Annotated in this window: 17 protein-coding genes and 1 pseudogene; 8 read left to right on the forward strand and 10 right to left on the reverse strand. The window is 46.1% G+C overall.

Annotation, left to right across the window (positions count from 1 at the left end):
* Positions 1 to 29: 29 nt before the first annotated feature.
* Positions 30 to 875 carry a cyanophycinase gene (locus QUA45_RS08670; protein WP_333099005.1) on the reverse strand — a complete coding sequence of 282 codons (846 nt, stop codon included), beginning with the start codon at positions 873 to 875 and terminating at the stop codon, positions 30 to 32.
* Positions 876 to 1,412: 537 nt separating this feature from the next.
* Positions 1,413 to 1,610 (reverse strand): hypothetical protein, encoded by a 198-nt coding sequence (locus QUA45_RS08675; protein WP_333070153.1) that lies wholly within the window; start codon positions 1,608 to 1,610, stop codon positions 1,413 to 1,415.
* A gap of 367 nt (positions 1,611 to 1,977) precedes the next feature.
* Here QUA45_RS08675 and QUA45_RS08680 point away from each other — a divergent pair, with 367 nt between their 5' ends.
* The 5 genes from QUA45_RS08680 (at position 1,978) to coaBC (ending at position 9,199) form a co-directional block, all read left to right on the forward strand.
* Positions 1,978 to 3,888 (forward strand): ATP-binding protein, encoded by a 1,911-nt coding sequence (locus tag QUA45_RS08680; protein WP_333220301.1) that lies wholly within the window; start codon positions 1,978 to 1,980, stop codon positions 3,886 to 3,888.
* A 375-nt stretch (positions 3,889 to 4,263) separates the two neighbouring features.
* Positions 4,264 to 6,354, forward strand: a complete 2,091-nt coding sequence (locus QUA45_RS08685) for a CHASE domain-containing protein (protein ID WP_333099009.1) — start codon at positions 4,264 to 4,266, stop codon at positions 6,352 to 6,354.
* Between the two features lie 515 nt (positions 6,355 to 6,869).
* The gene (locus QUA45_RS08690) at positions 6,870 to 7,493 is read left to right on the forward strand and encodes an alpha/beta hydrolase (protein ID WP_333075226.1); all 624 of its coding nucleotides are present in this window, start codon (positions 6,870 to 6,872) and stop codon (positions 7,491 to 7,493) included.
* A gap of 45 nt (positions 7,494 to 7,538) precedes the next feature.
* Positions 7,539 to 7,751: a protein IsiD gene (isiD, locus tag QUA45_RS08695; protein WP_006632739.1), complete on the forward strand. Its 213-nt coding sequence runs from the start codon at positions 7,539 to 7,541 to the stop codon at positions 7,749 to 7,751.
* 248 nt (positions 7,752 to 7,999) lie between these two features.
* Entirely contained in the window at positions 8,000 to 9,199 is a 1,200-nt protein-coding gene (gene coaBC / locus QUA45_RS08700) for a bifunctional phosphopantothenoylcysteine decarboxylase/phosphopantothenate--cysteine ligase CoaBC (RefSeq protein WP_333220303.1), read from the forward strand.
* A gap of 16 nt (positions 9,200 to 9,215) precedes the next feature.
* Here coaBC and QUA45_RS08705 read toward each other — a convergent pair whose 3' ends face one another.
* Both QUA45_RS08705 and QUA45_RS08710 read right to left on the reverse strand, forming a co-directional pair.
* Positions 9,216 to 9,596, reverse strand: coding sequence for a transcriptional regulator (locus QUA45_RS08705; RefSeq protein WP_333099013.1), 381 nt, complete (start codon positions 9,594 to 9,596; stop codon positions 9,216 to 9,218).
* Positions 9,583 to 9,928, reverse strand: a pseudogene (locus QUA45_RS08710) (type II toxin-antitoxin system RelE/ParE family toxin). Before QUA45_RS08710 ends, QUA45_RS08705 begins: the two are co-directional and overlap by 14 nt.
* A 151-nt stretch (positions 9,929 to 10,079) precedes the next feature.
* Between QUA45_RS08710 and QUA45_RS08715 the strand changes: the two are divergent.
* On the forward strand, positions 10,080 to 10,553 hold the full coding sequence (locus tag QUA45_RS08715) for a hypothetical protein (RefSeq protein ID WP_333099015.1): 474 nt from the start codon (positions 10,080 to 10,082) through the stop codon (positions 10,551 to 10,553).
* Between the two features lie 247 nt (positions 10,554 to 10,800).
* Here QUA45_RS08715 and QUA45_RS08720 read toward each other — a convergent pair whose 3' ends face one another.
* From QUA45_RS08720 to QUA45_RS08735, 4 genes are all read right to left on the reverse strand, one after another.
* Positions 10,801 to 11,871, reverse strand: a complete 1,071-nt coding sequence (locus tag QUA45_RS08720; RefSeq protein ID WP_333099016.1) for an aromatic ring-hydroxylating dioxygenase subunit alpha — start codon at positions 11,869 to 11,871, stop codon at positions 10,801 to 10,803.
* Positions 11,871 to 12,557: a methyltransferase domain-containing protein gene (locus QUA45_RS08725; RefSeq protein ID WP_333220304.1), complete on the reverse strand. Its 687-nt coding sequence runs from the start codon at positions 12,555 to 12,557 to the stop codon at positions 11,871 to 11,873. The genes QUA45_RS08720 and QUA45_RS08725 overlap by 1 nt, the downstream gene beginning before the upstream one ends.
* Before the next feature lie 292 nt (positions 12,558 to 12,849).
* Entirely contained in the window at positions 12,850 to 14,850 is a 2,001-nt protein-coding gene (locus QUA45_RS08730) for an FAD-dependent oxidoreductase (protein WP_445305241.1), read from the reverse strand.
* A 538-nt stretch (positions 14,851 to 15,388) separates the two neighbouring features.
* Positions 15,389 to 15,571 (reverse strand): hypothetical protein, encoded by a 183-nt coding sequence (locus tag QUA45_RS08735; RefSeq protein ID WP_333099019.1) that lies wholly within the window; start codon positions 15,569 to 15,571, stop codon positions 15,389 to 15,391.
* 292 nt (positions 15,572 to 15,863) lie between these two features.
* On the opposite strand from QUA45_RS08735, the gene QUA45_RS08740 reads away from it, so the two are divergent.
* Positions 15,864 to 17,393, forward strand: a complete 1,530-nt coding sequence (locus tag QUA45_RS08740) for a CHAT domain-containing protein (protein ID WP_333220306.1) — start codon at positions 15,864 to 15,866, stop codon at positions 17,391 to 17,393.
* A 128-nt stretch (positions 17,394 to 17,521) separates the two neighbouring features.
* Complete coding sequence (locus tag QUA45_RS08745; protein ID WP_333099022.1) at positions 17,522 to 19,642, forward strand: hypothetical protein; 2,121 nt, start codon at positions 17,522 to 17,524, stop codon at positions 19,640 to 19,642.
* A gap of 144 nt (positions 19,643 to 19,786) precedes the next feature.
* On the opposite strand, the gene QUA45_RS08750 is transcribed toward QUA45_RS08745, so the two are convergent.
* On the reverse strand, positions 19,787 to 20,731 hold the full coding sequence (locus QUA45_RS08750; protein WP_333220308.1) for a hypothetical protein: 945 nt from the start codon (positions 20,729 to 20,731) through the stop codon (positions 19,787 to 19,789).
* A 79-nt stretch (positions 20,732 to 20,810) separates the two neighbouring features.
* On the reverse strand, positions 20,811 to 20,984 hold the full coding sequence (locus QUA45_RS08755) for a hypothetical protein (protein WP_333099026.1): 174 nt from the start codon (positions 20,982 to 20,984) through the stop codon (positions 20,811 to 20,813).
* Between the last annotated feature and the right edge of the window lie 94 nt (positions 20,985 to 21,078).

The following is a 21,078-nucleotide window of genomic DNA, read 5'->3' on the forward strand; positions in this document are numbered from 1 at the left end:
TTTTAAGAGGTTTGCCAGTTGCAAGTAAATTAGGCGATCGCCGTTTCTCTCTCGGCTGTAGTGGCTACGTTATGGAGCACCGGCTGGCGAGTTTTCAAGTTAAACCGGTATCCGTGGGGGAGGATGTGCAACTTGGCCCCGCAAATCGCCAAAGCCTCATCCTTCAACAATCCCTCTAGATTGTCGTGGAGTTTTTCTGACTCGTCGATGACAGTTACAGCGCTTTCCCCAATGACTTCCAACTCGTCACCGCTGACTAAAATAGCTGTATTTTCGTCAATACCAAATCCCAAAACGGCAGGTTGCAGCAAAAGTGCCGAAACTAAGCGTCCCAGACGACCTCGCTGGGCGAAATGCTGGTCGATGACAACTCCCGGAAGGAAACCCATTCCCGGACCCATTGCTACCACATCAACGCGGGGATTTGTCTCTGAGTCTCCTTCAATAATCATCATGTCTGGCATCATTGCCGCGCCGGCACTGGTGCCGCCAATGATAATCCCTTCAGAGTAGCGTTTGTGCATAGCTGCGTCGAGTTTTGTGTCTTTCAAGCAGCTAATAATCCGCGCTTGATCTCCGCCGGTAAAGAATATGCCCGTGGCTTGTTCGATCGCTTCTAAATAATCTGGATTGTCGGCATCTTCGGCTCTCTGGGTGTCAACAACTCGCACATCTTCAGCGCCGAGTCGCTCAAACACTCGGATATAATTATCTCCTACTTCTCCCGGCAGGCTTGTGGCAGCCGTCATGACAACAATATGAGCTTTAGTGCCTCCGGCGCACCGCAAGAATTCCCGCAGAATTTTGCAGTCCCCCTCTTTGTCTTCCGCGCCACCAATAATTAGCAACTTCCCCTGAACTTCGTTGCTCGCCATATTATCTCCACTTTTAATTTATTAAATTTCACTAAAACACAAAATTCCTTTTTCCGAAAACTGCCAAAAGGTATATATAAATACAAAAAAATCTCAGACTGCTACCCCTCCAGGACGCACACAGCAAGGGTGATATGGGTGTTTACTCTTGCTCGTGGCTGTAACGATGTTTTTGTTCAATAGTCCTAGAGGTATTAGGCTAAAGAAACCCGAAATAGAAACGAAAATTCTGCGTGTGAACGGAAAACCTGAACTGAGAAACCCCGGTTTTTGAGAAAGCTTTTGCGTCCGGGACTGGTAAAAAAAACCGGTTTCTGCGTCTAGGACTATCTATTTAGCTCATCCTCGACGATCGACAAAACAAACTTACCCCCCCTAACAGGAGATAGGAGGGGTCAAGAAATGAGCTTAAAGTACAGGGTTGACGCGCGCGCGGTGATCAATCCGGTTTCCGCTCCGATTCTTCGCTAATCCTCCTCTGATTGCTCGTAGAAATCGGGTTGATGAGCGTAAGTCTTCAATTGGTCCGATCGCCCCTTAGTGCGATCGCTCGATCAGATTGCTCAATATGGTACTCGCCCGTTCTAAAGGTAGGTGTCTGGGTTTGCCGTTCCAGACAATCTGATATTCGTTGCTGTTTTGACCATCGCCGTAGCCAGAAATTAGCTTCCGGTGAAATGCTTCCTCAGCTAATTGGTGAACTTTGTCCCTGAGAGCAGTTTGTGCGATCTTCATAATTTGCTGCCTCTTAAATTTTCTTTCACTGTCATAAACAATTATAAGTACAGAGTGTACCTCTCAAAAGTTATAGCTTTTTTGGGGAGGGGGGAAGGAAGTAGTCATTAGTCATAAGTGCTTAGTTATCAATACTTACTCATCAATACTTAGTCAGATATTGAAGGAAGAAGGAATATTTTCCCACTCTCACCCTCTCCCCCTCTTCCCCATCTCCCCTACTCTCCCACTCCCCCTCTCTGGCAATACTGAAGGCAGAAGTGGTCGGAGTATTTGTCTGAGTGCTGGAATATCTATGCCCGCAGGTAGTACCCCATGCACCGACTATAAAGTTACCGTAAAAAATTAGCTCAAAGGAGGTTAGAAAATGCTGCAAGAAAAAAGTACCGAAATAGCCCGCGTCAATGCTCGAAAAACCGATATTTTTGATGTTTTCAACTTCAAACACTATATGGGGCCAAACCCTTATTTAGACACTGCGGCTTTAGTTTTTGATTTCGCAGTGACGGGCGCGAGCGAACCTTTGCCGATCGCACATTACCAGGAAATTATTAGCGATCGCTACCCGCAACTGCTGCACGAAACTTTCTCGAACCATGCCCAACTGTTCGGCCGTACCGCCTCAGAAGTAGCAAAACTCGACATGGGTTTGCACTTCCAACACTGGAACGTCAAGCCATTTTCTCACTTTAACAGAATCAGCATAGAAGCACTTCACGCCCGCACCGCCAGAGCCGTAGTTTACGCAGTTTGGGATTGGTTTGAAGCCATCAATCAAAATCAAGACTTTCCCTTGGAAGCACAAATGGGCGCGCTGCAAAATATGTTCCGGCAGTCAGTCTACGGAGGCCCGACAGTTTATTCGTTAATGCGAGCGGCATCCCAAAAAGGCATTCCCGCATTTTATTTGTGGGATGAGGGACTAATGCAATATGGGTACGGCAAAAAACTTGTTCGCGGCTCTGCAACTACTTTTGATTCTGACAGCCACTTAGACTCAGATTTTACCACGCGCAAAGACGATTGTAAAGCTTTTCTCGCTACATTAGGATTCCCTGTTCCCAAAGGCGATATCGTCTCCACAGAAAACGGAGCTCTGGCAGTTGCTAGAGAAATTGGCTACCCTGTTGCTATCAAACCAGTAGTCGGTCATAAAGGAATTGGCGTAACAGCAGATGTCCGAGATGGTGAGGAATTGCAGGCAGCTTTTAAAAGAGCAGTTAAGGCAATTCCCGAAACCGACCCGGTGCGAGTAATTGTGGAAAACAGCATCAAAGGATCGGATTTTAGGCTGCTGTGCGTTGACGGCAAGTTTGTGTCTGCAACTGAACGCCGGCCGGCTTGGGTAACAGGTGATGGCGACTCAACAATTCGCGAATTGATCCGCCGTGAAAACCGCAAACCAGAACGTTTGGATACGCCAACTTCGGCGATGAGCAAAATTCAGTCCGACGAAGCGATGGAAATGTATCTGGAAGAACAAGGGCTGTCATTGGATAGTGTGCTAGAGCGCGATCGCACTGTGTATCTACGCAAAGTCGCTAATCTTTCCGCAGGCGGCGTCAGCATCGACGCTACCCGCACTATTCACCCGGATAACATTGTTTTGGCTCAAGATATCGCCCTACATTTTCGGTTAACTTGTTTGGGGATTGATGTGATAACAGAAACTCTCGCCCAATCTTGGAAAACCGGCAATTTTGGGATTATCGAGATCAATGCCGCGCCGGGAATTTTTATGCACCTAAACCCCGCTGTCGGCGAAGGGGTTGATGTGCCTTCCCATATTATCGAAACTTTCTTTGACTCCGGAAAATCTGCCCGAATCCCGATTATTACTTTCAACAGAATCTCGATCCACGACCTACAAGAAACTATCGACCATATTCTGTTGCAGCATCCCGATTGGACAATCGGTGCTGTTTGTCGCGGTGGACTTTTTGTTAACCGTTCTCAAAAAGTTTTGAATAAGAATTACCATCTGAACTTGCAAAGTTTGCTGCGGAATCCCAAGCTCGATTTGTTAATTGCTGAATATCCAGAAGATATTTTGGAAGCTGAGGGAATGTTTTATCGGGGCAGCAATATGGTGGTGCTGGACAATCCGGGAGAAACTGAGATGATGTTGGTCAGAGAAAGCACTGATGACGATACTGTGGTGGTGAGGGAAGGAAGTAGTATTTCTATTCGCCGCCAGGGATTGATCGAACAGTATACTCTGGGGGATGATGAACCGTTTACACGGGTTTATTTGAAGGAAATAGGGACTGTTTTGTAAGCTGTTCCAAATTTAAGTTGGCTTTGTGGGGCGGGTACTCAATACCCGCCCCACCAGATTAAGGTTTTTTGTCGTTCCCAGGTTCTTCCGGGGCAGGAACTTGGGATCACCCAGATGGGAACTGGCTTCGTTACACTTAGTTACAATTGGTTTCCATTCCTCAGTCGTGGATGCACTATTCATAAATAGCCGGTTTCTTCCCCAGTTTCTCGTTACCACACCAAAATTTTTGTAGAAAGTGGGTTTCTCAGGCGAAATTCTATTCCTGCGATCATAAGTTTTTAGACAATCTCGTTTCTGCGCTGTCCTTCGTGCTATCAAGGAATTTTACAAGTCTTTAAAAAATTGCACTTCGGTAGCAGAAGGTGTGGAAATATGAATTTTTCGAGCAATTGGTTTAATTCGCTGACCGAAAGTTTACTGTCGCATCGTCGTTACATTCCAGCAGCCTTGACTATTTGCACCGGTACGAGTTTGTCATTGGCAGCCGCAGCCGTCGTGTGGCATTCGGAAAACCAACGAATGCAAGCGGAATTTCATCAGCAAGCCGATCGCCTGAATGTGACATTGCAGCAAAGCATCAATAAAAATTTAGAAGTTCTGTACTCACTTGAAGGATTCTACAGGGCATCTACTGAAGTTACCAGAGAAGATTTTAAGCAATTCGCTCAACCTGCACTTGCCCGAAATACTGCTATACATTCTGTTAACTGGATTCGGCGCGTGCCGGCTGCTCAAAAAGCCGCTTACGAACGGACAATTAGAGCCCAAGGTTTTCCGGCATTTCAAATTTACGAGCGAACTCCTAACAAAAAGCCGGTTAAAGTAAAAGTGCGATCGGAATACTTTCCAATTATTTACAGAGAAGCACTAGAAGAAGATAACAAAGTGATCGGTTTTGATGTTGCCTCCAGCCCAGATCGCAAAGCCGCTTTAGAGAAATCGGTGAATACCGGGAAAATAGCTGCTTCCGCGCGGATTAGATTAGTCAGCAACAATCAACCGGGATTGCAAGTATTTCTACCAGTACCCCAGACCACAAATTCTCCCGATAACTCGGTCAAGGGCAGCCAAAACATAAGGGGAGTTATTGCGGGTCTGTTTCAGATCACCAGTATGGTCGATTCTTCTTTAGAATCGCTAAATTTAGACAACATTAATTTTTACCTCTATGACAACTCTGCTATAGAGAAAGAACGCTTTCTGGTGCGCTACGACTCACAATCTAAGCAGTTGATAGATAACCCAAAATACGAAAAGCCAGAGTTAGCTAATTTGCGGGGAAAAATCTGTCAAAATCCTAGTGCTTGCACTCGCTTATTTAACGTAGCAGACCGCCAGTGGAGGCTGCTAGTTTTGCCCGGAAAGGGGTACAACAGTCTGAGGACGCATCAGGGTTCCCTGGCAATTGGCGCGATCGGGCTATTGATGACTGGCAGCTTGACGATTTACCTGTTGATGTCTCTAGAACGTACTGCAAAAGTAGAACAGCAAGTGTACGATCGCACAATTCAACTAAAACAGCGCACCGCTGAACTAGAAACGGCACTAAAAAATTTGCAGGAAACTCAATTTCAACTCATCCAAACTGAAAAAATGTCCAGCTTGGGGCAATTGGTGGCTGGAGTTGCCCACGAAATTAACAATCCTGTCAACTTCATCTCTGGCAACCTGATCCATACAGGCGAATATACTCGAAGCTTGCTGGAACTTGTGGAAATATACCAGCAGCAATATCCAAACCCAACACCAGAAGTGCAAGCCAAACTAAAAGAGATCGATTTGGAGTTTATCAGTGAAGACTTGCCTAAAATCCTAAAATCTATGAATATGGGAGCTGAACGCATCCGCCAAATCGTCCTTTCTCTGCGGAATTTTTCGCGCTTGGATGAAGCTGAAATGAAGTCTGTTGACATTCACCAAGGCATTGACAGCACCTTGATGATTTTGGATAGTCGGCTGAAACCCCAACCTGGTTTTCCGGGCATTCAAGTCATCACAGAATACGGAAATTTGCCCTTAGTGGAGTGCTGGCCGGGACAATTGAATCAGGTATTTATGAATATTTTGAGCAATGCCATTGATGTTTTACATGAAGAAAGGAGTCACATTTTACCAAATGGTAAAAATTCCTATGATGCGGCTTTTTTACCTAGGATTCGGATTCGTACTGAACTTTTAAGTTCTAATTGTGTATGCGTGCGAATTGCTGACAATGGAGCGGGCATGACGGACAATGTAAAAAAATGTTTGTTCGATCCGTTTTTTACTACCAAACCTGTAGGCAAAGGTACTGGCTTGGGATTGTCGATCGGCTATCAAATAGTGGACAAACATCAAGGTTCGCTCAGGTGTCTATCGGCTCCGGGAGAGGGAACTGAATTTTGGATTGAGGTGCCTGTGCGACAACAGTCTAAGCAATCTGTTTCTAAGGTTTCGCCTGCGGTAGGTGCCACTTGGAATTAGCGGGAGAAATCTCGCTTCTAGCTGAGTCTTACTGAGAGCATCTCATATCAATTCCGGTTTCACCGTCCGTGATTGTTGACTGTTGACTGTTGACTGTAGAAGGAGGGGTGGAAAAACTCAATGGTTGAGTGTTAACTGTTGACTCGATTTTATTATTCCGATGCAACCGGAAACGATATCACTTTTGCAGCCAAGCTAGAAATTAGAGTTTCGAGGCAGGAGGAAATAGGAAATAGCAAGACGGAAGGAGCCAGAAGAAGTGTTTTTACAAATATGAGATGCTCCCTAATTCCTGTTTAGAAAAGGTGAAGTATCCGCACTAGAATTGGGAAGGTTTCGGATTTCGCACTCTCCTTTCAACAGTTAACAGTCAACAGTCAACAGTCAACAGTTATAGTTATTGGCAAGCGCGTGCTAATTTTCAGCGGAATATTGCCGAAAACAAATATCTGGGGTTTTACCCGTCGTGACAATTTATAATTGTAGCAAGGCCAGATTACCAATTATTAACTACGATGTCTTTACAATCTATTAGCATTCCGCCCACAACCGATCGCAAACCTGTCGCTTTAATTGTCGCTTTGCATGGATGGGGTGCTAATGCTCGGGATTTGACTCCCTTAGCACCGGCTTTCAATTTGCCGGATTATCAGTTTGTGTTTCCCGATGCCCCCTTTCCCCATCCGCAAGTAAGCAGTGGCAAAGCGTGGTATAACCTTCAAAGCAAAGACGCTCAGGGATTGGTAGAAAGCCGGCAATTGCTGAGGGAATTTTTGCTGTCTTTGGAAAGCAGCACGGGCGTGCCTTTGTCTCGCACGATTTTAGGTGGCTTTTCTCAAGGCGGAGCGATGACTCTAGATGTAGGATTGACTTTGCCCGTAGCCGGTTTAATTTGTCTGAGCGGTTATTTACACCCGATTTCGCCAGTTGCTGGGAGTGCTTTGCCACCTGTTTTAATCGTGCACGGTACTCAAGATACTATTGTTCCCGTTAGTGCTGCTGTGCGATCGCGCGAGAGTTTGACGGCTTGGGGAGCTGCGGTGCAGTATCAAGAATTTAACATGGGACACGAGATTCTGCCGGAAGTTATAGATGTAATGCGAAGTTTTGTTGTAGAAACTGTGTCGAAATCTGATTAAAGGTTTAGTATATAGTATGGCGGAAGTCTCGGGCAGGGGAAAAAAATGAAAACTTTAACCAAAGCATCGCGCGATATTGCTGTACTTACTTCTCAGGACGTGGCAGAATTGGCTGTCCGTTTGGAAGTTGACGATTATACAGATCCTTTTGAGGGATTGAATGATTGGCATTTGTTGCGATCGCTTGCTTTTCAGCGGCCGGAGCTGGTTGAACCTTATCTCCACCTTCTGGATATGGAAGCCTACGACGAAGCATAGACTTAAAAATCTAGCTCAAAAATTTCGACGGAATTGAGAAAGAAGTTAGCAGCATATTTTGTTGCAGATTAAACAGATGAGTGAGGGATTTTAGTCTGTTTTTATCTTAATTTCTTTCTTGATTCTTTTTTATGAAAAAATGACACCCGTTTCAAAAAAGAATGTGAATGTAGGCCAGCTCTCAACCCTGGTATTAATCAGTCATTCCCCATTTAAAATCTAAAATCTAAAATCTAAAATGGTATGACATGAAAGGCAGACGAATTTTAATCGGCGTTAGTGGCGGGATTGCGGCTTACAAAGTTTGCGAAGTAGTTTCCACTTTAGCCAAAGCGGGAGCGGAAGTTAAAGTTATTCTTACTAATGCGGCAGGGGAGTTTGTAACGCCTTTGACTTTTGCTACTCTGTGCCGCCATCCTGCTTTTACGGACAAAGATTTTTGGCAACCAAGTCACGGCCGCCCCCTGCATATTCAATTGGGAGAATGGGCGGAAGTTTTTGTGATTGCTCCCCTGACAGCTAATACTTTGGCTAAGTTGGCGGGGGGTTTTGCTGATAATTTGTTAACTAATACTGTCTTAGCTTCTACTTGCCCTATTTTGCTGGCACCGGCGATGAATACGGATATGTGGGAACAGCCGGCGGTGCAGCGGAATTGGCGGGAAGTGTTGAGTTATCGGCGCTATCATGCTGCGAATCCGGGGGCGGGAATGCTGGCGTGCGATCGCGCCGGTGTCGGCCGCATGGCAGAACCTTATGAGATTTTGCCTCATATTGAATCGCTGTTGTATGCGAAGGGCGATCGAGATTTAGCGGGCATTCGGGTGTTAATCAGTGCGGGAGGAACGCGGGAACACCTCGATCCGGTGAGGTTTATCGGCAATCCTTCCACTGGCAAAATGGGTATAGCTTTGGCGCAAGCTGCAAGGCACCGCGGCGCGACAGTGACGCTGGTACACAGTATAACTGGCGAATTGCCGCTCTCAGGTGTGCAGGCGATCGCAGTTGCGAGTGCAGAAGAAATGCGGCAGGCGATGCTGCAATGCTTTCACGAGGCGGATGTGACGGTGATGGCGGCGGCGGTAGCGGATGTGAAGCCGGCTGAGTACAGTAGTGAGAAATTGCCGAAGCGATCGCTCCCGAATTGTTTGCCTTTGGCACCGGTAGCGGATATTGTGGCAGAGTTGGGAAATTTGAAACAGCCGCACCAAAAATTAATCGGCTTTGCCGCACAAACTGGGGATATTGTCAAGCCGGCTGTGGAGAAATTGCGGGAGAAGAAACTGGATGTAATTGCCGCAAACCCGATCGATCGAATAGGTGCAGGTTTCGGCAGCAATACCAATCAAGCAATATTAATTAATGCCGCCGGCAAGCAAGTAGGAATAGCATCTTGCAGCAAGCTAGAAATGGCTCACAGATTGTTTGATTTTGTGAGGGAAGGGTGAGGGCGCGATTTACTCATTAACTGGGATTAATTACTACTGGTTCGGGCGAGAATTGTGATTCCCCAAAATCCGTTGATTTCGAGTCAGGGGGTAAATCAATATCTGCAACAGCAATTTCTAGTTTAAATCCTAACGCTTCGAGCAATTCTACCAAACTGTAAATTTCCGAACCGCCGCTTTCAGTCAGCATTTTATCGAGTTTTTCGTGATGTTCTTTTGCTGAATCAGAAAGAGCATTCATCCTGATTCGAGCCTCAATTACCTTTCTGATGGCATTTCTCAAAAGTGCGGGTTCAGGGTCTTTTTCTTCCAAGATAGCCCCGATAAAACCAGCAGCTTCTTCAGCCTCTCTGAGAGATTCAATTAGGTACTCGCGATAGCTGTCACTCGTAGGCATTTTCACGTTTTTCATAATCTGTCCAGTATTCTATAGCTTCTCGAATGTCCTGTTCTTGGGTGCTTTTATCCCCAGCTATGAGGATTACCACAATTGTCAAGCCGACTTGTCCGAAGTAGAGGCGGTAGCCCGGGCCATAATTAATTCTGAGTTCAAAAACTCCTTGTCCCACTGACTTGAAATCTCCGAGATTACCTTGCTCAACTTCGGTCAAGCCTAGATTTGATTCTAACTCTAACATTCCGATCGCGGAGCGAATCAAGCCACTCGCCGAATGGTACTCTACCCTCTGCTGTAGCGTAACGTCGAATTTCCCTGGGTTGTACTTCTATGATTTTATCGTACAGATTAACAATTTCTATCGTAAGTGCGATCGACAGTCCATTCAACAAGCAAATCATACTTAAGACAGAGGTATTCTAGCCACAAAATAGTAAACCTTGTTTGAGGAAACAAAAGTTTAAATCAAACAGGGGATTGTGAATGAATTTTAAATCGATCGCAAAAACCAATCTACTATTCGGCAGCCTGATAATTAGCCTCGGATTGCAATCACTTCCAGCCACAGCGCAAGCAGTCACCGACGCGCAAGTTTCCGCCCTCGTAGAAGCGCTGCGACAAGCCGCCCCGCCACAAGCAGCAAATGACGGAATGTACAGTCAGTGGCAAGTTTTACCGAACAATATTTCCCGCTGGGCAAAATTCTGTACCAAACAAGATTTAACACCGCAACAATTTGAGGCTGACGCCACAAAAGCCAAATCAATTGTTACCTGTATCGTGGGCGATTTGCTGCGCGACGAATACAAAGCTAGCAGCAACAATGAATTAACCGCTGTACGCCGCGCCGCTTGCTGGTGGATGACAGGGAATTCCGCAGCTTGTAAAAGTGGGGCAACTGCTACTTATGCCGATAAAGTTATCAGCGTTTACCAGCAGCAGCGGCCTAAAAAGTAAGGTTTGTGCTGGGGAATTTAGATTTTTTGAGCGCAGATAGGGGCAGATTAACGTAGATGAATTGCGATTGCTTTTATTATCCGATCGCCAATTCATCTTCTTTTAAACTAACTTTTAGTCTAAATCCTAGCGCATCCAACAAATACAATTTCTGCTTTCAGGACTAGCCGAATTCCCCTCGGTTCTACTTCCCTGATTTTTGTGAAATATACATATTAGCCTGTGCAGGTTTCAATCTGATCCTGAATTATCCATTTTCCGCCTGACTTCTCATCAACTTTTGCACGCTGGTTAAAGCCCGATTTAATTCATAATTCTTTCTTTCTGAATTCTGCAAAAAAGCCTGCTGTTCTTCTTCAATCATTAACACATCCTGCCGCACCAAACCATCTAATAATTTTTGAGCAGCACCGAAACAGCTATCTTTGATAAACTTGCGAAACCATACAGGCAATTTGTGCAGCCGCCAAAACGCATTTAATGAGGTAAAGTGAATTAAATAAGCCCGAGTTGCTGTCTCGCTCACCGGACAAACCAAGCAGTAAATCTTAAAGTCGCTCCCCAAAGTTGAAACCCAGTGCGGGTAAACATAACTCACCTCTAGCGGTTCCGGGTGCAGTCGGCGCAGAGATTTAAAAAACAACTGAGAAATGGACCAGATTTTATCTATTTTGTAATAACTTTGTGCCTGATAGCGAGCAGTTACTTGATGTTCGTTTTCTTCTAAATTATCTAACACTGGATTTGCCCAAGCTTGCCAATCATTGTGCAAGTGTCCGTGGTACATATCCATCAAGTTTTCAATTAAAAATGAATAGTGTGCCTGACAGTCAATGATTGAAACTGTGGCAATATAATTTAGATGTTCCCACTCTGGCAACTCCAATAAGTCTATTTTTTTTGCTTGGGTTTCGTCGCCGGGAAACAGCCAGATAAAACCGTTTTTTTCCTGGATTGGGTAAGAGCAAATTTGGCAGTTAGGTAGCTTTTGATTTTCTGCTAAATAATCGACTTCGGCGCATTCTCCCCTTGCATTTAACCGCCATCCGTGGTAAGCACATTCGATCAAATCGCCTTTAACTTTGCCGTGGCTGAGTTTAACTTGTCGGTGCGGACATCTATCTTCTAAAGCGTTGATTTTACCTGCACTGTCGCGGAAAAGTACGATCGCCCGATTCCAGATTTTCGCAGCGACAGGCTGTGTGTGCACCTCGGTGCTGCGCGCGATTGCATACCACCGGTCGAGATTAATGCCCAACTCGCGGATGTGAGTTTTTTCTCCCCTTGCAGATACCGATTTTATCGCGTTGTTTTGCATTACAAATGTTCCCAAATTACGCCCATAAAACAACCCAATTTTACAAAATAACAGCCCGGAAAGCAACGACCGTAAATTTTTCTAAATCTCCGTTCTGACAAGTACCTGTCGCTAGCTAAATGTTTCAACCAACTTGGCGACAGTCTAAATCTTAATAATCTTAAAGCATTGCGAAATCCGTAGGTGGAACAGTCGGGTCTAAAATCTCTCGCCGCACCTAATATGTAGCCTAGTGTCGCAGGTGTTTCGACTTCCGATATATTATCTAAAAAAACGATTTTTCCGTGCGGATTTAACAATTTTTTAATGGCAGCGAGGGAGGCAGGGAGGTTTGGCAAGTGGTGAAAAGTAGTAGCACTAACTATTAAATCAAATTTGCGATCGAGTGCTAATTGACTGGCATCCATTTGGATGTATTCGATATTGGGTGCTGAGCGTTTTTGACGGGCGATGTCCAGCATTTTTGCTGATAAATCGACGGCCACTACATTATCGTAATGCTGGGCTAATTCAAAAGCAAGAATTCCCGAACCGCAGCCAATATCTAATACTGCACCTTTGCTTGTCGATAGATTTTTAGTAAAGAAATCGTTCTGGCTTTGCAAGGTGGCGACGAAATCGTATTCTGTTGCAAAAGCATCAAACATTACAGATTTATTGCGAATTTTGCAGTTACTCTTCAGCATCTATTATTGCTTTATACTCATTCAATAATATTTTAACCGTATATCCACCCCCCTCAACGCAGATATTTTTTTGTTCGCAAGCTCTGCCTTTTCTCTTCAGGTAAACCAGACCCACAAACCATAACTCATTTTAACAAAAGAATATAGCTGTAGGAAACCTCCAAGCCCTTATTAAATCACTCATTCTCATTGCGTAAAATCTAAAATCTAAAATCGTATGGTTGGGGGCGGTTTTCACCGAGAAGAGCAGCCGATAATTGACGATTTATCAAACCCGCCCCCGCTGCAAACCTTAGATTTTTAACACGCCTTCGGGATTCACCGTCAAGAGCGATCGCCTCTGCAAACCCTCCTGATATAAAATAGCATTAGCTGCCAACAAACCGCTGCTCACTGCCCTTTCCATTAAACCGCAAGGAAACGGCATTTTTACCCAATCTCCCGCAAACAAAAGATTGGGAACAGCGCAGCAAGTTTCTGGTCGTTCTGCATAGCTACCGGGCGGGTATCCAGAGAAATTCTTTTGATTTACCAATTCCCGGTGCAGCATATTTGCCTCTTTTAATTCCGGTACAATTTCGTACAATTCTTGCTCAAAAGTAGCCAGTAAAACTTCTTGGTTCGGAAACTCCTTCTCCTTGTAACAATAAGCGTGCAGTTCCACTACACTACCGCCAGTTTTCTGATTCCACTCGATGAACTGATCCTGAATTCGGTGGTAAAGCGTAATGCTGTCAGTCAGTTTGTAGCCGGAAAGCGAACTGAAATTGCTGTGTTCCCAGGGAAATTCGCGATCGAACCAAAAACGGCCCACCGCAAACGGATCGGCTATTTTCAAGCTCTCGATCCGGCTGTACACTTGCGGATTCACTTCACCGCTAGCCAAACTAAACAAATGCTGCATCCCCGGAACATCAGCCGCAAAAACATAGTAATCAGCCTTCACTGTTTCTCCCAAATTTGGAGGCTGCGATTGGTTAACCGCTGCTGCTAACTGTATTTCATCTGCTTTTTCATCGACTACCTTAAATCGAGGCAAATCCCGCTGAGCAGGCCCGCTGACAACTCGTCCTTCGGCATCAAAAACAGCCCCGTGACAAGGACAGTGAAATTGACCGTCATTCTGTTTCTGAACAGTGCAACCTTGGTGAGTGCAGCTCAGAGAAATTGCCTCTTTTCCCGACGGCGCGGCGGCAAATACGCTGTCCCCAGCGCCGAAATATTCGGTAGAGTTGCTGTCAGTTAACAGTGCATTTCGCTTTACCCAAAAAGGTATTTTACTTTGCACGTCTCCCGATTGGTAAGTCAAAGAATCAATCTGACCCTTTTCCCAGCGAATCTGACTGACTGCGACATCTGTCAATACTTTGCCGCCTTTGCTTTCAATGGCTCTGGCAATAGGCTGCACCAAACTCGTGCCCATATCTTGCCGCGTGCCGTTGAAAGCCAAACCCTCTGGATTTCCGAAAAAGTAAAAGTGGAAAAATTGCATTAATTCTCCTGCGCTCAATTCGTCGGGAGCGTTGAGGCTGGATTTTGCAAAAGGCAGAAAATACAAGTCATAAAGTCCGCGCGGGAATTCACCTTTTACCCAGTCGGCAACGGATATATTGTCTAGTCTCTCAAAACTTTTTTGAGTCTGAAAACCGCCGATTTCCCGAAATACTTGCCAGTGAGCGGGTTTTGTCAGATTGATTCCCCACTTAAGCCGATTGGGAGAAGATATCCCCAAGTCAACTATATTCCAGGGAAAAGCTGAATGGTTGGGACGAAAAATTTCGGGTTTGTATTTGCCGTCTCGAAACAGAACGGCGTAGGATTCTAAAGATACAAAGTTATCAGTAATTTCTAGTTCTTCAACCACACTTTTGAGGTTGTAGTATTGCGGAAAAAAACCGTGGAAACCGTGTTCCATCATAAAAGTTTCGTTCCCGACTTGAATAGGCCAACTAGCAATTTTGCCACCGAGTTGGGGCGATTTTTCGAGCAATGTTACGGCGAAACCTCGCTGGGAGAGTTCGTAAGCACAGGCGAGCCCGGCCAAGCCTGCCCCCACAACTGCAACGGTTTTGCGCTTATTCAGCATTCGCGGCAAGTCAAGAGAATCTTGCACAAAAATGGTGGGCTCTGGCTTGGAAAATCGAGAGTAGCCCAGCAGCCCGCCAGCGGCACCAACTCCGAGGAATTTGAGGGCGGTGCGTCGAGAAACTGGTTGGGATAGCGGTGAATTGGTTGATTGACTCATCAGCGGTACGCGGTAACGGGCTTTAAACACAAATACGCCATAAGGCATATATCATAGACTGAAAGCAGGATGTGTGAAGAAATACTAAGACACATTCCTCAGTCCGATCGCGATCGCACCGTGTCAATCGATTTGAGATTTGAGATTTTAGATTTTAGATTAAAGAATTGAAGTCTTGACTTCACGGATAAATTCGGGGGGCAAGTTTCATCGGATACAGGTTTTTATTTATGGACGGATGAATCCGGGGGTTTGTATCCTGGATGCTTTCGGTCAAGTGCGATCGCACACAATGTATAGTGGAAGGAGGCAGACTTTATTTATCTAGCAGAGAACCAATAATCAAAAAGGAAAAAGCGATCGACCCCAGAGCGTAAAATCCTCTAAATAATTAAGTGTTTTTATTTATGTTGCTCAACTCTTGGCAACCGCCGCGAATGATGCTAAAAAACTAGGAGATTTTCCGACTAAATCTTAGGCAAAAGGCAGTCTCGACTAATTGTACGAAATAACGGGAAATATCTCCGAGAGTAAACAATTAATCAGTCGATGTTTAAGTAAGTTGGCGTGAAAAGACTTAACTATTTTAAAACAAGTAAATGCAGAGAATATATCTACTGAAATCACTCAATATAAGGTCGCTCGGTTCATGATATTCCTCATTCAACACCAAGAGCAAACCCGATTCAACTTGAGAAGTGCGGATGTGCCGCAAAAAGTCAAAGACGCCCGTAGAGGTAATGTCGGTTAAACTCACATCTTTCACCATTCTTAAGAACGGGCTCTGGGGCCCATTCCACAAGTGATCAATTTTTTGTGGAACAGGCCGGAAAGTCTGTTCGTAAAAGAATTATTGAGAATGGTGTAACATCTCAGTTAAATGCACCTGGCTGCTAGGTAAAAAACAGGACTTATTTGAAGAAACCGGGTTTTTGTGTAAGTCTTGTTTATGCAAAACCCCTGCATAATTTACAAACTTTTACATAAATCGCGAATTTCTTGGTGCGGGGACTCAGTTAGTGCTGGTGTCCACACCCTACGGTAGATATTTGCGGTTCGTCTTGAATGCTATAATCGTGCGGCGATCGCCAGCACAGTCAAAATTCCCACCCACATCCCAACTTTTGCCAACTGCTGCCGCCAACGGCGCCCTTAACCGCCCCAAAATCATGCACTACCAATCCCAGCAGCAACGCCAAAAACACACGACTCAGAAAAAAATTAAAAAAGCTATTTTTTACTGTTTGACAGCAATATTTTTCTTCTGGAGTACCGCGAACCTCGCTACAATTGCCCAAAACACAGGTCAGGGCGGGCTTAACGGGCAAGAAATGAGAAATTTACTCGATCGGGGCAACCTCACCGAAGCCGTAACCAGAATCGAAGAAAGCTGGGAAGAAGACTATCAAACATACTTTGAACAAGACTTTGGAACCCGTACAAAAACCGCCGAAGCAATATCAAAAACTCTCTCTCGCCTAGCAGTTCAAACAAAGAAAAATCCTGCTTTAATTTACGCTATCCCCCGCACCGACCAACTAGAATTAATCTTAATATTGCCCGATCGCCCGCCTATTCACCGCAGCGTCCCGGAAGCCAAACAAGAAAAACTGCTCTCAGTAGTCAAAGAATTCAGCAGCGAAATCACCAACCCCGTAAAACTCAATACCACCACCTATCTAGAACCAGCCCAACAACTCTACAAATGGATAGTTGCACCCCTAGAAACAGATTTGCAAACAGCAAAAATTGAAACCTTGCTGTTCTGCGTCGGCGAAGGTTTGCGAACCGTACCCCTAGCAGCAATGCACGACGGACAGCAATTTCTGATCCAAAAATACAGCCTGGCCCGCATCCCCGCATTCAAACTAACAGACAGCAATTACACCGACCTCAGAAACGTGCAAGTTCTAGCAATGGGCGCATCAGATTTCGCAGAAACGGCGAACAAAGAACCGCTGCCAGCAGTGCCGTTAGAATTGGGCGCGATCGCCCGACAGTGGCCCGGTCAATCCTTTCTCAACGAAGATTTCACCATAGTAAACTTGCAATCCCAGCGACTGCAACAAAAATACGGAATCATCCACCTTGCCACCCACGCCGAATTCCGCCCCGGAACCCCAAATAACTCCTACATTCAATTTTGGGACACGCAACTTAGACTAGATCAAATGAGAGAGTTAAAATGGAACAATCCCCCTCTTGAACTGTTAGTATTAAGCGCCTGTAGAACCGCCTTGGGAGACAAAGAAGCAGAACTCGGATTTGCCGGTTTAGCACTGCAATCGGGAGCAAAATCAGCCCTCGCCAGCCTGTGGTACGTCAGCGATGCGGGGACTCTCGCCCTGATGACAGAGTTTTACCAGCAGTTAAAAATCAGCAGGCCACAAGACCCTCCAATCATTAAAGCTGAAGCTCTCAGGCAAGCACAAATTGGTGCGATCGAAGGCAAAGTGACGATCGAACGCGGTCAACTGCGAAGTTCCCGGGGCGAAACTCCCTTGCCCCCGTCCATCTCGAAACTCGACAGCAAAGATTTATCCCATCCTTACTACTGGGCAGCTTTCAGCATTATCGGCAGTCCTTGGTAAGTGGGCCTCTTGACCGAGAGTGATGATAGGCTATAAAACATAAAGTAATTCAATGCCTGTAGCTGTCGCTCAACAGCCCGCTGCCAAGCTGTGACGAATCAAGCGGGAGCCTTCAAGGGGAAACTAAAATGAAAAAATTAGAATTTTTGCTACAAAAAGAAGGCGATCGCGCCTGGTTGCCCTTAGAAACCTCCGACGTGGAAATTCTAGAAGGTAAATACCGTGTTGTGGCTCGCATTCAGCACCCCAACACCGACATCGAAATTCGCGTTACCCATACCTCCTTCGACTCAGGGGCGCAGCGGAAAGTCCAAAGCCGATCGGCCCGCACCAACCCCGAAGGATTAGTCGTGATCATTCCCTACACCAGGCTCAAACCCGGACTGTGGGAACTCTCCTGCTTGCCAGATCCCAAAGCAACACCATTAAAACCTTGGCAGTACGGCGTTCAGTTGGAAGTATTGCCCGCAGAATCTGAAACCTCCGAACCCCTACCGCCGATCGACCAAACCGAACCCGCAGCTTCCCCCGCAGCCCCACAAATCGCAGCACCGGTCGATCGCACAGCCCCACAAATTCCAGCATCGGTCGATCGCGCAGCCCCACAAATTGCAGCACCGATCGATCGCGCCGCACCAACCCAAATCGCAGCAGCCGATTCAGCACCGCAGCAAACCAAAATTTACCAATTCCCAATTCCCCAAACCCCCAAACCCAAACCGGGCGTCAAACTCGAACTCGTCCTCGATCGAGAAACCTTCGTCACCCAACTCGGTCGCCCCTTAATCATTTCCGGCAAAATCGACATTCCCCAACCCCCCCAACAAAGCAGAAAAACAGCAAGTCTCATCCCCGAATCCGAAACGCTAGAACTCAAACAACTTATCGGTTCAGCACAACTGCAAATTTACCTCCGCGACCCCCAAACCTCAAAAATTCTCGCAGAAATCCAGCAGCCGATGCCAGAACAAGTTCCCCCCTGCATCTTTGCCTGCGTCACCTACATCCCAACCGAATGCAAAAGTCGCCTCATTTTAGGAGAAGCAATTCTTAGCAGCGGCGGCGTCACCCTAGCCACCAAACTATTCACAATTACAGCTCGTTTAGAGCACCTTCTACAGGAAATTAAAGACAATTTCATCGAAGAAAAGCATCAAGCTGAACCTTCCCCAACAGCCTCAAAACCTTCTGGAAGCGCCAAAAATATATCCTTTCTCAAGCTAGTAGAAAAATCCTTAGACCCTCCCTCCCCCGCCGAAGCCCCAACTACTGAAGCCTTACCCCCCCTACTGGCTTCGCGTCACACTCCAAGTGCAGGCGGTCTAGAACTGCCCGCATTTGGTAACAAACTGCCCGACAGCAGCCGATCGCAATTGCTGTCGGAAATCTCCAATTCGCCTCGAACGGTCGCAGAATCGAGCGACCCACAAACCAAACCCTCAGACATCCCAACTCCCCCTCAAACAGCGGAAACCGGAGCGATCGACCAAAAACCAGAAAACAACGTCGAATTAGAAAAAAAAGCCCCAGAAACCCAGCCAGCACCCACAAAACAGGCATTTCAAACCTTAAACGTCGAAAGGCGATTTTGGTCGCGACTGAGTTCCTTAGCCAGCAACGGCGAATCCCCCGACTGGCTCAAAGCAACCACCCTGTCACCAACTCCAACAGCCGCCGCAAATAGCAGCGACGCTATTGCCGTTGTGGAAGAAAGCAGCGCAACCCAGCAGCAACCCGAAACCAGCCAAACAATTTCCGACCCCAAATCCACTAGCCCGGAAGCCAGAGAATTTGTCGTTTTTGACGAACCGCCGCAACCGAAACAAGTTGCTCAACAAACCAGAACTGTTGCTGCAGAAGACACTCCCCCGACTCCCTACGTTTTGCCAGAAGATGAGTTAGTACCGATGCCGATTTTGGAATTGCCGCGCGCCGAAATTATCGCCGGCCAGGCTGTAAAAGTGCAAGTGCAACTGCCGGAATTAATGCCCCGGATTTATGTGAAAGTTTGGGTGTACGATCGACAAACCTACCTGATTCTTGACGGGCCGCGCTGGATAACCGAATTTAAAGCTAACGGCTTGGGAAATGTTCGAGCAAGTGTCGAGTTAGAGATTCCCTACGGCTGCATGGAAGTCGAGTTTGAGGCTATCGCAGTCGAAATGCAAACTCAGCGGGAAAGCCACAAAGTAAGCGTTCACCGCCAAGTTTTGCCCCCAGCCGGGCCAACTTTACCCCTTGATGGGTAAGCCAAAATCCGCGTGCATCCCGGCTCATCGGCTGACATCTGCGTTTAAAAAAAGCCTGTTGACAAAAGACGATTAAAAAATCTGGATTGGGGGGCGAGAAATCGAGGAAGATTCCCGGTTTCTCGCCCGCGCGCAACTCTGAATCTACTTACCGGTCAACTGCCGAAACTTCTTCTTAAACTTATTCTTATACACGTAGATCGATCGCTGTAAATCCTCAACTTGCAGCGACATCTCGGCAGCCAAACCCCTGCGGTTCCAAACATCCTCCTCACACTTGCGGCGACAAAAATTCATCGGTTCCGAGTAAACTTTCCCACTCGATAAAGTTGGCTTCGGCCCGCACCAGTGAATCACAGTTGCCTCAGTGCGATCGCCCCCAGGCCCGCTTTCTTCCACTGGAAACCGCTTTCTCAGCAAATCCTGGTCAAAATCCGGCACCAACAACTGCATATCCACATTCTGCACCCGCAGTCGATTTTCTTGTGCAGCCCGGAAAATCATAAAGTTCAAAAACCCCATTTCTCCGTACTTAAATATCCCCGGATTTGCCGCCGTAAAATCTAAAATTTCCACGTATTCTTCCAAGCTAAAAACGCCGCGTTTAGCAAAGAAAGTCCCTGTGCAGAAATAGTTCGATCGCGATTCCGACCAACGAAAATTCGGGAAATGATTCTCAACGCCTGGAATGTCAAAGAAAAATTCCGAAACATCAGCATCCGGGTAATCGTAACAAGGCTTGTCTACAATAAAATCAAAGTCTTGAAAGTTAGCCAATTTGAGAACATCGCCCCAGACGATCGTATCGGCATCCAAAACCATAAAATTTGACCAAGGACTTTCCCAAAAAGCAATCATTTTAGTTTTGCCCCAACCAAAACTTCTTTTTCTTAGAACTTCTTCAGAAACAGTTGTGCGGTTGATAACTCGCACCCCATATGACTTTTCCAAAGCACTCACAGAAAACGTACCGTCAATCAACAGACAAATCGGCACATCTCCGAGGAAATAGCGGATGCTAGCACAGCAACCCTTAGCAAACAGATAATCTTGGTCGCAGCAGGCAATAATAATACCAAAATCTTCCATAAACCCTCACTCTTTATACTAATACCAGTTACCCAAAATAATGCGACTGCAGGCAAGCTCCAAACGTTTATGTCATCAGTTATTGCCCATTTTTTAATCGAAAATGGTATAACTTGCTCGCCCCCAGCGTTTGGTTTTTTTGTTCTGACAGCAGCTCTATTTTAGACTTCTGCATTTTCGCCAGCTTAACACTAAACTCCTGCGATCGTCCGTAGGTAAAAACATCGTTAAAACCGCTAGGAATCTTGGGCATAGTTGGTCTCTCAAGCAAGTGAGCTTTCCCTGGGCCAACAGCGGGTCAAGCACCACCCAGTTGCAGTCGTACTCAAACAACAAAAAAGTTGTGT

The organism is Microcoleus sp. Pol12A5 (assembly GCF_036701435.1).
Classification (GTDB): Bacteria; Cyanobacteriota; Cyanobacteriia; order Cyanobacteriales; family Microcoleaceae; genus Microcoleus.

Excerpts from the sequence above, each read along its gene's own strand:
- QUA45_RS08675 (WP_333070153.1), bottom strand. The coding sequence starts at position 1,610 with ATGAAGATCGCACAAACTGCTCTCAGGGACAAAGTTCACCAATTAGCT.
- QUA45_RS08715 (WP_333099015.1), top strand. The coding sequence starts at position 10,080 with ATGAATTTTAAATCGATCGCAAAAACCAATCTACTATTCGGCAGCCTG.
- coaBC (WP_333220303.1), top strand. The coding sequence starts at position 8,000 with ATGAAAGGCAGACGAATTTTAATCGGCGTTAGTGGCGGGATTGCGGCT.
- QUA45_RS08755 (WP_333099026.1), bottom strand. The coding sequence starts at position 20,984 with ATGCCCAAGATTCCTAGCGGTTTTAACGATGTTTTTACCTACGGACGA.
- QUA45_RS08690 (WP_333075226.1), top strand. The coding sequence starts at position 6,870 with ATGTCTTTACAATCTATTAGCATTCCGCCCACAACCGATCGCAAACCT.
- QUA45_RS08705 (WP_333099013.1), bottom strand. The coding sequence starts at position 9,596 with ATGCCTACGAGTGACAGCTATCGCGAGTACCTAATTGAATCTCTCAGA.
- QUA45_RS08730 (WP_445305241.1), bottom strand. The coding sequence starts at position 14,850 with ATGCCTTATGGCGTATTTGTGTTTAAAGCCCGTTACCGCGTACCGCTG.
- QUA45_RS08720 (WP_333099016.1), bottom strand. The coding sequence starts at position 11,871 with ATGCAAAACAACGCGATAAAATCGGTATCTGCAAGGGGAGAAAAAACT.
- QUA45_RS08735 (WP_333099019.1), bottom strand. The coding sequence starts at position 15,571 with ATGGTGAAAGATGTGAGTTTAACCGACATTACCTCTACGGGCGTCTTT.
- QUA45_RS08680 (WP_333220301.1), top strand. The coding sequence starts at position 1,978 with ATGCTGCAAGAAAAAAGTACCGAAATAGCCCGCGTCAATGCTCGAAAA.
- QUA45_RS08750 (WP_333220308.1), bottom strand. The coding sequence starts at position 20,731 with ATGGAAGATTTTGGTATTATTATTGCCTGCTGCGACCAAGATTATCTG.
- QUA45_RS08745 (WP_333099022.1), top strand. The coding sequence starts at position 17,522 with ATGAAAAAATTAGAATTTTTGCTACAAAAAGAAGGCGATCGCGCCTGG.
- QUA45_RS08670 (WP_333099005.1), bottom strand. The coding sequence starts at position 875 with ATGGCGAGCAACGAAGTTCAGGGGAAGTTGCTAATTATTGGTGGCGCG.
- QUA45_RS08685 (WP_333099009.1), top strand. The coding sequence starts at position 4,264 with ATGAATTTTTCGAGCAATTGGTTTAATTCGCTGACCGAAAGTTTACTG.
- QUA45_RS08725 (WP_333220304.1), bottom strand. The coding sequence starts at position 12,557 with ATGCTGAAGAGTAACTGCAAAATTCGCAATAAATCTGTAATGTTTGAT.
- isiD (WP_006632739.1), top strand. The coding sequence starts at position 7,539 with ATGAAAACTTTAACCAAAGCATCGCGCGATATTGCTGTACTTACTTCT.